The organism is Psychrobacter sp. K31L (genome assembly GCF_017942195.1).
GTDB classification, from domain to species: Bacteria; Pseudomonadota; Gammaproteobacteria; order Pseudomonadales; family Moraxellaceae; genus Psychrobacter; species Psychrobacter glaciei.
In genome coordinates this window covers 42,374-56,203 of the sequence record NZ_JAGKSC010000007.1, presented here as the reverse complement: position 1 = coordinate 56,203, position 13,830 = coordinate 42,374, and the positions used below count along the sequence as shown (strand labels likewise).

The 13,830-nt window shown below is 44.1% G+C and carries 14 protein-coding genes; 10 read left to right on the top strand and 4 right to left on the bottom strand.

All coding sequences use genetic code 11. From position 1 onward, the window contains the following. Positions 1 to 7: 7 nt before the first annotated feature. Positions 8 to 868, top strand: a complete 861-nt coding sequence (gene nadC, locus J5X94_RS11325; RefSeq protein WP_210541330.1) for a carboxylating nicotinate-nucleotide diphosphorylase — start codon at positions 8 to 10, stop codon at positions 866 to 868. A gap of 266 nt (positions 869 to 1,134) precedes the next feature. Next, the gene (locus J5X94_RS11320; protein ID WP_210541329.1) at positions 1,135 to 1,776 is read left to right on the top strand and encodes a MarC family protein; all 642 of its coding nucleotides are present in this window, start codon (positions 1,135 to 1,137) and stop codon (positions 1,774 to 1,776) included. A 99-nt stretch (positions 1,777 to 1,875) separates the two neighbouring features. Here J5X94_RS11320 and J5X94_RS11315 read toward each other — a convergent pair whose 3' ends face one another. Next, entirely contained in the window at positions 1,876 to 2,478 is a 603-nt protein-coding gene (locus J5X94_RS11315; protein ID WP_189586500.1) for a LysE/ArgO family amino acid transporter, read from the bottom strand. A gap of 92 nt (positions 2,479 to 2,570) precedes the next feature. Here J5X94_RS11315 and J5X94_RS11310 point away from each other — a divergent pair, with 92 nt between their 5' ends. From J5X94_RS11310 to J5X94_RS11300, 3 genes are all read left to right on the top strand, one after another. Further along, positions 2,571 to 3,389, top strand: a complete 819-nt coding sequence (locus J5X94_RS11310) for a hypothetical protein (protein WP_228293242.1) — start codon at positions 2,571 to 2,573, stop codon at positions 3,387 to 3,389. Positions 3,390 to 3,647: 258 nt separating this feature from the next. Continuing rightward, entirely contained in the window at positions 3,648 to 4,310 is a 663-nt protein-coding gene (locus J5X94_RS11305; protein WP_228293241.1) for a hypothetical protein, read from the top strand. 45 nt (positions 4,311 to 4,355) lie between these two features. Continuing rightward, the gene (locus J5X94_RS11300; RefSeq protein WP_210541328.1) at positions 4,356 to 4,913 is read left to right on the top strand and encodes a hypothetical protein; all 558 of its coding nucleotides are present in this window, start codon (positions 4,356 to 4,358) and stop codon (positions 4,911 to 4,913) included. A gap of 108 nt (positions 4,914 to 5,021) precedes the next feature. On the opposite strand, the gene rluB is transcribed toward J5X94_RS11300, so the two are convergent. Then, on the bottom strand, positions 5,022 to 5,969 hold the full coding sequence (gene rluB / locus J5X94_RS11295) for a 23S rRNA pseudouridine(2605) synthase RluB (RefSeq protein ID WP_189586509.1): 948 nt from the start codon (positions 5,967 to 5,969) through the stop codon (positions 5,022 to 5,024). Between the two features lie 413 nt (positions 5,970 to 6,382). Here rluB and folD point away from each other — a divergent pair, with 413 nt between their 5' ends. Continuing rightward, positions 6,383 to 7,270, top strand: a complete 888-nt coding sequence (folD, locus tag J5X94_RS11290) for a bifunctional methylenetetrahydrofolate dehydrogenase/methenyltetrahydrofolate cyclohydrolase FolD (RefSeq protein ID WP_210541327.1) — start codon at positions 6,383 to 6,385, stop codon at positions 7,268 to 7,270. Between the two features lie 106 nt (positions 7,271 to 7,376). Then, entirely contained in the window at positions 7,377 to 7,895 is a 519-nt protein-coding gene (locus J5X94_RS11285; RefSeq protein WP_010199010.1) for a phosphate-starvation-inducible protein PsiE, read from the top strand. A 65-nt stretch (positions 7,896 to 7,960) separates the two neighbouring features. On the opposite strand, the gene corA is transcribed toward J5X94_RS11285, so the two are convergent. Continuing rightward, on the bottom strand, positions 7,961 to 9,115 hold the full coding sequence (corA, locus tag J5X94_RS11280; RefSeq protein ID WP_413191364.1) for a magnesium/cobalt transporter CorA: 1,155 nt from the start codon (positions 9,113 to 9,115) through the stop codon (positions 7,961 to 7,963). Positions 9,116 to 9,252: 137 nt separating this feature from the next. Then, the gene (locus J5X94_RS11275) at positions 9,253 to 9,642 is read right to left on the bottom strand and encodes a DUF2237 family protein (protein ID WP_010199013.1); all 390 of its coding nucleotides are present in this window, start codon (positions 9,640 to 9,642) and stop codon (positions 9,253 to 9,255) included. 490 nt (positions 9,643 to 10,132) lie between these two features. Here J5X94_RS11275 and J5X94_RS11270 point away from each other — a divergent pair, with 490 nt between their 5' ends. The 3 genes from J5X94_RS11270 to ndk all read left to right on the top strand — a co-directional run bounded on the left by J5X94_RS11270 (position 10,133) and on the right by ndk (position 13,567). Continuing rightward, positions 10,133 to 11,428, top strand: coding sequence for an ATP phosphoribosyltransferase regulatory subunit (locus tag J5X94_RS11270; protein WP_210541325.1), 1,296 nt, complete (start codon positions 10,133 to 10,135; stop codon positions 11,426 to 11,428). 126 nt (positions 11,429 to 11,554) lie between these two features. Beyond that, a complete protein-coding gene (locus tag J5X94_RS11265; protein ID WP_010199020.1) occupies positions 11,555 to 12,844 on the top strand; it encodes an adenylosuccinate synthase in 1,290 nt (429 codons plus the stop codon). 291 nt (positions 12,845 to 13,135) lie between these two features. Then, positions 13,136 to 13,567, top strand: a complete 432-nt coding sequence (ndk, locus tag J5X94_RS11260) for a nucleoside-diphosphate kinase (protein ID WP_189586527.1) — start codon at positions 13,136 to 13,138, stop codon at positions 13,565 to 13,567. Positions 13,568 to 13,830 lie beyond the last annotated feature (263 nt).

Here is a 13,830-nt window from a genome sequence, read left to right as displayed (position 1 = left end):
GTTAAAGATGACAGTTGAACGAGAGCCAGCGTTGGATGAAGTATTGCTTAAGCCCTTGGTTGAGGCTGCCCTCACCGAAGACTTGGGTCGACGCGGAGATGTGACTTCGCAAGCCACCATTCCCGCCGATATGCAGGCGCAGCTCCAGATTAAGGCGCGCCAAGCAGGCGTGATCTGTGGTATGGATTTGGCGCGTCTGTCCTTTGCTTTGGTTGATGCGCAGATAGAGTTTATCGCTCAGGTCATCGATGGTGAGAAGGTTGATGCAGATACAATATTGGCTATCGTACGCGGTAATGCACGTCATCTATTAACGGCAGAGCGTACGGCACTGAATTTCATGACGCATTTGAGTGGTATTGCGACGGCGACACAGCAGATTGTCGATACTGTGGCGGATTATCCTGCGCAAATCACCTGTACGCGCAAGACCATTCCCGGTTTACGTATCGTGCAAAAATACGCGGTGCGCTGCGGCGGCGGTCGCAACCATCGTTTGGGTTTAGATGATGCAATTTTGATCAAAGACAATCATATTGCTATTGCAGGCGATATTAAAACAGCTATCAAGCAAGCACAAAATTTCGCGGGTCATCTCATTCCGATTGAAGTAGAAGTCGATACGCTAGCGCAATTAGAGCAAGCTTTGGACGCTGGTGTGAGCTTGGTACTATTAGACAACATGTCACCTGAAATATTGTCGCAAGCAGTGGCCATGTGTAAAGGTCGCGCCAAGACAGAAGCCTCTGGTGGTATCACCCCTGAGACCGTGCAAGCAGTCGCAAAAACGGGTGTTGATTTTATCGCGATGGGTTATTTGACGCATAGTACCACTGCGCTAGATATCGGTCTTGATTTTAGTGCGTAGTTTTCAACACGCCTGTCTTAATATACCTGTTTTAACGCTTAGTCTTCATCAGAGTATCTATCCACCAAATGACTGCTGAGCGGTCGATGGTCAGCCACTATGTTCACTGAGATACTCGTGTCACAAAGGTAAGCAAAGTTAATGATTTAATTAGCTTATCTGCCTATGCTACAATGTCACTGCTAACCGCCTATTGGTCATCGTTGCACTCGCACGATGGCCTTATCTTTTTGCCCAAGTTTTACCGATAGATAAGCGAGCGCTCAGTGGATACTGAAATTATTAAAATCATCTTGGCCTTTGTGGTTTTGATTAATCCTTTTGCAGCTTTGACGCTGTTCTTGGACTTGACGCGCGGCTACTCGATGATTGATCGACGTAAAGTAGCACGCATTGCCTGCTTGACTATTTTTATCACCATCAGCTTTTTCACCGTGGCAGGCGAGGTGCTTTTGAAGGCACTTGGTATCTCTATTGGCTCGTTCCAGCTGGCAGGCGGTATATTAGTATTTTTGATTTCTTTGAATATGATGAACGGCGATGGTAATCCAGCTAAGCCTGATCAAGAAAATTTCGATGTTGAATACGATAAACATGCACTACCAAGTACCGCCTCAGCAGTAGTACCACTGGCTATTCCTATGATGATTGGGCCGGGTGGTATTTCTACGGTCATTATTTATTCTTCTCAAGTTTCAGGCATATTGCGTGTTTCTGCGGTTATCGTTGCAGGCTTTTTAATCAGTCTTTTTTGCTATTTGGCATTGATGGCGGCAGGTCGTATTAGTCGTTTATTGGGTGATACTGGACTTAATATCATGAGCCGAATCATGGGTATGTTATTGGCTGCGGTTTCTATTGAAATTATCGTCAATGGATTGCGCACGTTATTTCCTAACTTAATATAGCTTTTGTTAATCCTAAAAAAACCCAAACACGTTTATAGAATGTGTTTGGGTTTTTTGATTTTGACTGTACATTTATATGAATTTGACTGTCGCTATTTTCTAACTTTGGTATAGATGCCAAGCCAAATAGAACATCAATATACCCACCAAGGCATCAAGTATATTCCACGCTTTTGGCTTGGCAAACAGAGGTCTGAGTAAGCGTGCGCTATAGCCTAATGCAAAGAAGAAAAAGAATGAGGCACTGACAGCCCCAACCGCAAAGGCCAGTTTACTACTAGCGCCAGTTGAAACCATGCCAACGAGCACCAAGGTATCTAGATAGACATGTGGGTTGAGCCAAGTAAAGCCAAAGCAGAGCAATAGCGCCTTTTTTAAACTGGTCACAACTTGTCCGTCGACAGTCAGCGCATGGGATAGGCGTATACTGGCATACAAGCTTTGAATGCCATAGCCCAGCAAAAATATGACGCCCGCAATTTTGGCAATGTTGACGACTTGCGGATACTGAGCGGTCACCGCGCCAAAGCCCGCAACACCTGCAGAGATTAAAAACGCATCGCTGACCGCACAAAAGAGACAGATAAAAAAGATGTGCTCGCGTTTGAGTCCTTGTTTAAGCACAAAGGCATTCTGTGAACCAATCGCGATAATGAGCGATAATCCCAGCAAAAAACCAGAAATATAATCGGGTGCATTCATAACCATTTACTCAATGTTAAAGACCAAAACGTTGACGTTTGCTTACTGGCAGCGTGACAAAAAACTGTTAAGATAAGGGATTGAGTGGTCGAATGCAATCAGTAAATGGGCAAGGGGCAGAGCAGAACATGGTCGTAAGTTTGACAAGAATGTTACAGTCATTTGGGCAAGCTCAAGATGATTTGCCAACGCGAGCTGCCAAACATGTTCAGCAAGGCGCTATCGCTCCTAATGCAGAAGATGATGCCAGCCCTGCTGATAATATTATTCACAATGAAGACAGTGCTGGTGATGAAAACGGCATTAGTAAACGCCAGCCATTGACTGCACCCGAGCGTGCCGATCGTATTTGTGAAGCGTTATCGCAAGTCAACGATATTCGGACGGCAACGCCACTGACCGATCGCTATTTGTCCAATCGTGCTGCGATGCGCCCGACCAATAGACCGCCTTTCGACCCCGATACCCTATGGTATCTCAAACATGGACGCTGTCCGATTATGACTGAGATTATTGATGTGGTTGATGAGGCCACCCTAAATGCTATGCCTATAGAAGCTGTTGCGATACTAGATCGAATTAACGGCAAGCTCAAGCGTTACCGTGAGTGGAGCAGTGAGCTCAACGAGCAGCAACAGCAGCAACATAACGAGCGCCAGTTTGTCATCGACAAGCTGGTGTCAGAGAGCATTCCAGAAGCACTACATCATTATGAGCAATTGCAACGTTTTAGTCCACATCGCACCAAAAACACGATGATGCAGGGAAAAATGACGGCAGGCGACATGCTGACTGATTTGTTTTTAGAAATTGATTATGAGCTTGATGAGTTATTGGACGAGTTGCATCAAACGGTTATGAATCGTCTGGCTTCAACGCACCGTTATGTCAAAAGCCGTACAAAAAGCTAATGTGTATTTATTTTAATGACTGCTATTAATTATCAGCTATGAGCAGTTAAATACATAACAATATGGGGCTTTAATAAAGCCTTATTTTTTTGTTTAATCTCATAGAGTTTAGAGTTTAGAGTTTAGAGTTTAGAGTTTAGAGTTTAGAGTTTAGAGTTTAGAGTTTAGAGTTTAGAGTTTAGAGTTTAGAGTTTAGAGTTTAGAGTTTTAAGGCTATCTAGAACAATAATAACTACGATGAATAATGAGGACAATCCTATGACCCAAGTAACGGCGATGTTAGTGATGTTTGTTTTATACGGGATGCTACCAGCAGCTGGGTTATATCTAGGATATCGTGGTATCAAAAAAGTGACCGCGCCAAAAATGCTTGAATATAAAGCGATGCCGCAGTTGGGTTATATTCCTGAAAAAAGCTTACCCGTTGAAGTTAAAACAGCCCTTGACCAAATCAATGAAAAAGGTGAGAAGCTACGTGTCATTTATGGCGATACCAATAATGATGGCAAGATAGATGATAAAGACACAGTCAACGAAACCTATATTATGATTCAAAACTTGATGGACAGACATATTCCGCTAGCGGTAGCTGACTATCGACGCTTGCATGACTTAGATGTGGGGGATGGGGCGCTTGCTGATACCACTAAGATTAAGCATTCTAATGTCACCGGAAAAGAGGCGTTGCTAGATGTACTGAGTACCATTAATACTCAGTTTGATGATTTGCTCAATGCCTCATATCACCAAGATGGACAAAAATTGCTCGCAACCAATCGCTATTTGCAAAAACGCTTTGACAATCCTGCTGATAATACAGAGTTTCAAAAGCTCGATAGTAGTGTCAGTAATGATGTGAATATTCAAGAAATTGACAGTCAAACTGGTGCAAATGTGAGTGCTGAGGATATTAAGCTGTAGATGTAGAGTCGTATTATCAAAGAATAGGGTAAAGAGTAAATATATATGAGCATATTAATCGGCGTTGGGGTTGTGACAACCGTCACGGTCGTTTATTTGGGTAAAAAAGGCTGGCAAGCTTTGCATAAAGCCGTTGGTATTACGCCAGGTATGCTTACTTATCAAGATTATGATGCGCCGCTATCACTATCCAAACTCAGTTGGCAGCAATTGAATTTGCATAAGAAACATCTGCAAAGTTTGTCAGAGCAGCAACTGCGCCAATTAAAACGTATCGATGAAAAAGTAAATCACTATCAACGCTATCAAAAGGCCCTGCAAGCACAACATAAAATGCTCGAACTCACAGAAGCGCAGTTTGTGTTGCATAAGCTGCTGCATACTCGTTTGCCCGAAATGCTTGCCAGTCATTACCACCTAGCGAATGTGAATATAAATGCTCACAATGTGAGTAATGACAAGAAAGCAGAAGCGAGTGCGTTATTACAACAGGTATTCAATAATATTGAGCAGCGTTTAGATAATCTGTTAGCGCAAATGGACACGCAGCAGTTGCAAGATTTACGAGTCATGAAAAACTATATTAATAGTCATGATAGCTAAATATTGGGTTAGTAAAATTATTATAAAAAACCCATAAAAAAGCTGCCCATAAATATTCATTATGGGCAGCTTTTTTATGGTCTAATTTAAATCTATTGCAGGTTTAAATTAACGCTTGTCGTTGCGGTCACGGGTATTGCGTGTACCACGACTGGCAGGGCTAGCACTGCTTTTAGGCTTCGCGCTGCTGTTGCGATTGTCGCTACCACTGCGGCTATCGCTACGACTGTCAGTAGTGCGACGTGCTTTAAGTGGTTTGTTTCTGATACGCTCTTGCTTCTCTTTCGCCGCGCCATGTAGACCCGTACCATAACGTGGACGTAAGCTCACTAGATCAGTCAAGGTATTGATGTCTTTTCTGTCGAGCTCTAAGAAACGACCAGTACGCAACTCTTTTGGTAATGCAATCGTGCCATAGCGCGTACGCAGTAGACGACTCACTTTTAGGCCTTGCGACTCAAATAAGCGACGTACTTCGCGGTTACGACCTTCTTTTAGCTGGACGTGATACCATTTATTGACGCCTTCACCGCCGCCTTCTTTGATATCTTCAAACTTTGCTATACCGTCTTCTAACATCACGCCAGCTGTTAACGCACGCGCGATATCAGACGTCACTTCACCCAATACACGTACTGCGTATTCACGAGTGACTTCACCAGAGGGATGCATCAAGCGATGCGCCATTTCACCATCATTGGTAAACAATAACAGACCTGTTGAGTTAATATCCAAGCGTCCGACCATGACCCAGCGGTCATGGGTCAGTTTTGGCAAACGCTCAAAAACCGTTGGACGACCTTCTGGATCATTGGCAGAGCACACTTCACCTTCAGGCTTATAGTAAGCCAATACGCGGCGACGCTTCTCATTTTCGGCGGTGTATTTAATCTGACGACCATCAACACGAATCTCATCGCCTGGTTCGACGCGATCACCGATGGTTGCTGGGCCGTTATTGACTGTTACGCGTCCAGATTTAATAACTTCTTCCATTTGACGACGTGAGCCAAGCCCCATGCGGGCGAGGGCTTTCTGTAATTTTTCATCTTTCATAATCATGTCCTTGAGTCGGTGGGTTTACATTTCTCAATGTAAAAAATTAGACTAACTATTCTACGCTATTTGTGATGGCTATACAGCCCCTAGTCGTTATTAATTATAATAGCTTCTAAATCGTGAGGCTTGTTAGTGATGAATGCTTCAAGTGTATTATTAGCAAAGCTATCCACTTGGGCATGCGTTAGGCAGCGATGCTGAGAGTATTGCGGCTGGTGTCGATTGTGGCTAGATGAGCGTATGACTGTCGACTGAATTGAGGACATGCCCCAATACAGGCTAGGATTTTTAGACGCAGGCAGGTACAATATCAGTATAAATCACACCTTGATTAAGGATAAGACAGGCATGCAAAGTATTTGCGCGCGCTGTCTTTATTTTTTTATATCGTACCCTCTATTGGAGTTACTATGTCTACCGCGTCTACTGCCCAAGAGTCCGCCACCGTTTTAGATGGCAAAGCACTTGCCAAACAAATAGAACAGCAACTACGCGTGCGCGTGGATACGATCAAGGATAAGACGGGACGCACCCCAAGCCTTGCGACGATATTGGTCGGTGATGATCCAGCTTCTGCCACTTATGTCCGTATGAAAGGTAATGCCTGTAAGCGTGTTGGTATGGACTCTATACGTGTTGAGATGCCGAGTATCACGACCACTGAGCAGCTCTTGGCTAAGATAGATGAGCTCAATAATAACCCTGACGTCCACGGCATCTTGCTACAACATCCTGTTCCTGAGCATATCGATGAGCGTGCTTGCTTTGAGCAGATTGACTTGGCAAAAGACGTCGATGGCGTGACTTGTCTGGGCTTTGGTCGGATGGCGATGCAGCAGTCTGCTTATGGCTCATGCACACCGCAGGGCATCATGCATTTATTAGAGCATCATGGTATCGAGCTGGCAGGTTTGGAGGCTGTGGTCGTAGGGCGTAGTGCTATCTTAGGTAAGCCAATGGCGATGATGCTATTAAATGCCAATTGTACCGTAACTATCTGTCATTCAAGAACTCAGGATTTAGCGGCACATATCAAGCGTGCAGATATCGTTGTTGGTGCTGTAGGTGTGCCTGAATTGATTAAAGCGGATTGGATCAAAGCTGGCGCGGTAGTTATTGATGCAGGTTTCCATCCAACAGCTGATGGCGGTGTCGGTGATGTTGAAATGCAAGGTGTGGAAAATCTTGCCAGTGCGTATACGCCAGTGCCAGGCGGCGTTGGCCCAATGACCATCAATACGCTGATTCGCCAAACGGTTGATGCAGCTGAAAAATCAGCCGGATTTAATGTTGGCTAAAAAGATAGTCATACGAATACTGATTGCCGATAGATAAGGGGTCTGAGTCTCCACAGTACAAAGACTCAGGCTAAATCAACCACATCTCAGTTGATAGGACTTAAACATGGCTAAAAAAAACGTAGGTATTCACGAGCGACTGCAAGGTATTGGTAGAGAGTTTGTCGATATCTGTCATTACGTTATTTTATTTTTAATCAGTGTGGTTGTCGTTTGGACCGCCGGTAAAGAGTTCGTTGGTATTATTCAAAAAGGCTCAGCAGATTTAAAAGATATCTTGATGCTATTCATTTATCTTGAGCTGCTCGCTATGATAGGTATTTATTTTAAAACCCATCGTCTGCCAGTACAGTTTTTGATATTTATTGCTATCACCGCTTTGTCACGGCACTTGGTCGTCGATGTGCAGGCGGTCTCAGACTATTTTCATTTATGGCTACTAGCGACGATTTCTGTGGCCATCATGCTATTGAGTGGCTCTATCGTGGTACTAACGTGGACGGCAAAAACATTCGGTCGTCCAGAAGACAACCTCGATAAACAGCATGCCAATCTAACGGTTAAAGCACTGTTGCCTGATAATGCCCAAGCGCCTGATAGTCATACTAAGCACCGCCGTGAATAATTAGATAGCAATATAAAAAAAGAGCGACCAGTGGTTGCTCTTTTTTTTACGGATGGCGTTTGGCATTACAGCCATTTAAGTCTCTTAAAGTTGTAGTACAAGTAACTACACAAAGCGATAATAACAGTCATGATAACAAGGTACGAGTACTTCCAATGCAGCTCGGGCATAAAGTCAAAGTTCATCCCATAAATACCAGCGATCGCTGTGGGTACGGCTAAAATACCCGCCCATGCCGCAAGCTTACGCACGACTTCGTTCTGCCCCATATTGACCATGGCCATATAGGTATTCATCACCACGCTGAGCATTTCATTGAGACCATTGATGGCATCTAGCGAGTGTAAAAGGTGATCGTTGACATCGCGAAAGTAAGGTTTTGCCGCTTGAGAAAACCCTGAGACCAGCTCACTTTTTTTGTGGTTAATAAAAAAGCTACAGATGTCTTGCACGGGCAAAATAATGGCGCGCATATGTACCAGTTGTGACTTAAGCTCGTAGAGATTTTTTAGCGTGCCTTTGTCAAACTCATAGGTAAAGACATAGCGCTCTTGCTCGCGCAAATATCGACCCAACCGATCGGTGATCGGCATATAATTATCCACGATAAAATCGAGTATGGCATGCAGTACAAATATCGGGCCCATACGCAGCTTTTCAGGGCGACGGTGACAATGTTCGCGGACAGGCGCGTAGGAGTTTGACGGACCATTACGGATGGTAATCAGGTAGTTTTTACCCATGAATATCGCGGTGGTGCCATAACGAATGACATTGTCCTCTAACTTCGCCGTACGCAGTACCACAAACACCATGTCATTGTCGTAGTTTTCAACTTTGGCACGTTGATGATCGGCAAAAGCATCTTCAATCGCCAATTCATGTAGACCAAAGGCTTCTTTTACCTTGACCATGGTCTCTAGACTGGGATCGTAGAGACCGAGCCAAATAAACTGACCATTATTGTTTAGCGCCCGACTGACATCATTGAGCGCTACTGTATCGAGATTTTCCCCAGTTTTACGCGAGTAGGCATAGCAGCTGACCACCTCATCCCCACTTGATGAGTCAATATCCTCATAGCGTTCAGAGTCGGGGTCATAGACCGTCATGGTCTCGATGGTGTCCTCAGTCGTGGCAGCGGCATCACCATAGATATAGCTATCATCATCGTCTAGATAGAGATGCTTGTCACTCATGCTGGCATAGATATGATCCATATTGGAGTCAGGTGCAATATGAGCCGTTTTTTTAATCAATTGATTATTATCATTTTCCATATACTTTCCTGTCATATAATAAAAAACTTCAATAATCCAAATCTGTCGTAAACGCTGCTATCGTTTGCTCACCTTAGCTATAGGGCATAGCTTTTTAGGGTTTCAATATCGACTAAGCTTAATAAGCTTTCGTGACAAGCTTCTAGCTTTATTTGTGGCGCGATATCGAAATCTAGGGCTTCGACCCAGCGCAGCGCACAGATACACCAGTAATCACCGGGCTGTAAACCAGCAAAATTGTATTCAGGCAGTGGGGTGATAAGATCGTTGCCACGGCTGGCTGAAAAGTTTAAAAACTCACTGGTCATCTTGGCACAAACGGTATGTTGACCGACGTCGTGATTGCCAGTGTGACAAAAGCCATTGCGATAAAAGCCGGTAATAGGATCAAAGCAACAGCTGGCAAGGGCAGTGCCTAAGACGTTGCTTTGGTTAATGGCTGGGTTTGGGTGGTAATCAGATGACATAAGGCTTCCGAGATAAAAATATAGGGTAGTGTACCATGAGTCTGAGTCGAAAACGTGGTTCTCACCATGCTGATGACAGTCTTCATTATACCAAGGCGATATTAACATTTTTAGTTGAACCACAACGTATCTAACACGATTATAATCGCCGTGTCTTTGACAGTAATGACCAGCAATTAGATAGTGATTGTGGCGAATTGTCACTAGGCGAACCTTAACTGCTATGCTAAACTAAAGCATAAAGTGCCTTGGTGATTTATTAAGGTTTACTAGCGCATAAAGATACTCGTCTTATCGTCCTAACTTATACTTATTACTCACCCTTTTGCGGTTACCTAGTTTGTTCATAAATAATTGGGTCAATGATGTTGCGCGTTAAAAATAAAAATGCACAGTGTCAATGCAATTGTAAAGATAACCTTTAAGTACTGCATAAGTACCGCATCAGTACCGCGTTTTTGGTAAGCGATACGCCAAACAAGGATTTATTGTGTCTGTCAGTTCTGATTCTGCAAAACTTGCCCAGTTAAATACGACAAATGAAGCGGTGGCTCAGCCTGCCGAAAACACGGCTACCTCCACTAGCATGCCATATTTGAATAACTTTGCCAGCGACGTTGCCAATAGTTGGTTGTTGCCTGATGGGGTGGTGGATGTGCTGTTTGAAGATGCCCAAAAGCAAGAAGTGCTCAGGCACAAGCTTACGCAGCAGCTGATTACTCACGGCTATCAGTTGGTCAATCCACCAATGATTGAATTCACCGAGTCGCTGCTGAGTGATGCCTCAGAAGATCTAAAGCGCCAAACTTTCAAGATTATCGATCAGCTAACTGGTCGCTTGATGGGCGTGCGTGCTGATATTACCCCGCAGATTTTACGTATCGATGCGCATCACGGTGGCACGGGTATTGCTCGTTATTGCTATGCAGGTGATGTGATTCATACCTTGCCATCAGGGCTTTTTGGCTCACGGACGCCATTGCAATTGGGTGCTGAGATTTTTGGTTGCGGCGAATTGGCTGCCGATATCGAACTGATAGATGTATTATTTAGCATGGTGAATAGCTTGGATATGAGCGCCACCTTGCACATCGACTTGGGTCACGTAGCGATATTTAAGCGTTTGGCTGAATTGGCTGAACTGCCAGCGCACGATACTCAGCAGTTGATGAACTTGTATGCCAATAAGAATTTGCCAGAACTAAAGCGGGTTTGCCAAACACTACCGATGGGTAATGATTTTTACGCATTGGCGCGCTTTGGTCATGATATGGCGCATTTATTGGCAAAATTGTCAGCGACAGCACAGCAGGATACGCAAATCGCAACGGCTGTTGATGAGTTGCAACGTCTCACTGCCCATCTACAAGAGCAATGGCAATGTCCGGTCAGTATCGATGTGACAGAGCTGTCAGGCTATCATTATCATACGGGTATTGTCTTTAACGGTTATATCAATAATGAAACCCAGCCGTTGGTACGGGGTGGACGTTTTGATGGTATGCAGAGCTATACCCAGCAGCCGCGTGAAGCCACCGGCTTTAGTATGGATGTCAGCCGTTTACTCGCGCATACGCAGCTTGATACGCCAAGCATTGTGCTGGTGGATTATAGCGCATTACACAATGCCGATAAGACCCAGAAGCAGACGCTGTTACAACAAGTGGAAAGTCTACGTCAGCAGGGCTATCGCGTTACCATGCCATTAGATACTCAAGACCATCCAGCAGATGTCACGCATCGCTTAAGTTTCGCAGACAATGAGTGGCAGTTACAGAGCGTGTAAACATAGCTTTATTAAGCCATACTTAACGTTGCTATTGCGACTGTTATTTTTTGACGTTATCAAAATCATTTTAGTTTTTTAAACCGTTATTGCACACACCTCAATACATAAAGGTAAGGATTGATCATGGGTAAGAATGTCGTAGTTTTGGGTAGCCAATGGGGCGATGAAGGTAAAGGTAAGATTGTTGATTTACTAACCGAAAAAGCCTCAGCAGTTGCTCGCTTTCAAGGCGGTCACAACGCAGGTCACACGTTAGTTGTCGATGGCAAAACCACCGTCTTGCATTTAATCCCATCAGGTATCCTGCGTGAAGGCGTCACCTGCTTCATCGGTAACGGCGTGGTGTTAGCACCTGACGCACTGTTAAAAGAAATGAAAGAGCTGGAAGACAATAACGTACCAGTACGTGAGCGTCTGCGCATTTCACCGAACTGCCCACTTATCATGCCTTACCATGTCGCACTTGACCAAGCACGCGAAGCCAAGCGCGGTACTGGTAAAATCGGTACGACGGGTCGCGGTATCGGTCCTGCGTACGAAGACAAAGTAGCGCGCCGTGCCATCAAGCTTGCTGATTTATTCCGTGATGATTTAGAAGAAAAATTGCGCAATCTAATCGAATATCATAACTTCCAACTGACTCAGTATTACAAAGTTGAAGCGATTGATTTTGATGAGACGTTGAAGCTTTGTAAAGAGTGGAAAGAAGAGATCAAAGGCATGGTTACTGATGTAACCGAAGACCTTAATCAATTGCGCCTTGCTGGCAAGAACCTGATGTTTGAAGGTGCTCAAGGTACATTACTTGATATCGATCATGGTACTTATCCGTTTGTGACCAGCTCAAGCGTCACTGCTGGTGGCGTATCGACTGGTACTGGTATCGGTCCATTGTATTTAGACTACGTACTGGGTATCACCAAAGCTTACACCACGCGTGTTGGTAGTGGCCCGTTCCCAACTGAATTGTTTGATGATGTTGGTGCACATTTAGCCAAAGTCGGTCATGAGTTTGGTGCCACCACTGGTCGTGCGCGTCGCTGTGGTTGGTTCGATGCCGAAGCCTTACGTCGTGCAGTGGTACTGAACTCCCTATCAGGTATTTGCTTGACTAAGCTTGACGTGTTGGATGGCTTAGAAGAGCTGCTTATCGGTGTGGGTTACGACTTGCCTGAGACTGAATGTAAAGGCGCGCACGATGCTGAATTCTATGAGTCAGTTACGCCAAAATACGAAACCTTACAAGGGTGGAGTGAATCAACCGTTGGTATCACCAATTATGACGACTTGCCAGAAAATGCGAAAAAATACATCAAGCGTATCGAAGCATTGATCGATTGCCCTATCGATATCATCTCAACTGGCCCTGACCGCGAAGAGACCATCGTATTGCGTGACCCATACGACGCGTAATTGCAGTAACATCTTTATATTTGTCCCACTATTAATAGTTGTATTGAATGATAAAACCCCAGTGCTTAGCATTGGGGTTTTTACTTTTATGCAAGGTACGGTCATAAATTAACCCTATCATTTATAGTCTTAATCATTATAATAGGCAGCAATCCTATGTTGGCGCTCATATTATCGTATTGATAGACAATGAGTTATTTAAGTTTGCCCAAGCCAGCATTGTGGCCAAAGATAAAACAAAGCATTGACCATTTTATTTTTATTGAATTTATCATTTATTAGGAGCTTTTCATGGCTAACGAACGTACTTTATCTATCATCAAACCTGACGCAGTTGCTGGCAACCACATCGGTGCTATCTATAGCCGCTTCGAGCAAGCTGGTCTAAAAATTGTTGCAGCAAAAATGATGCAACTTGATGACGAAAAAGCAGGCGGTTTTTACGCTGAGCACGCTGAGCGTCCATTCTACAACGATCTAAAATCTTTCATGATGTCAGGTCCAGTATTGGTATCAGTACTAGAAGGCGAAAATGCTATCGCTCAGCATCGTGAAATCATGGGCGCTACTAACCCAAAAGACGCTGCTGAAGGTACTATCCGTGCTGATTTCGCTAGCAGCATCGATGAAAACGCCGTTCATGGTTCAGATTCAGCTGAATCAGCTGCACGTGAAATCAGCTACTTCTTCAATGAAGATGAAGTTTGTGCACGTACGCGCTAGTAGCAGCAATTATTAATATCCGTTTATAGTGTTGGTTATTAATAATTAGTTTTGCAAGACGGCTTATATCTTATGGGTATAAGCCGTTTTAGCTATTATAATAATCCTATTATTCATTGAAATCTTTAACGACTTGCCTCATTATTGGTTTTACGTAGCGTTATCAATCCCTTATCAGTATGTTTTTATCAAATGCGCTCATAACGGATTGCTCATGCACTCATATATTATGTATGTATGACAACATCCATATAAACAATTGC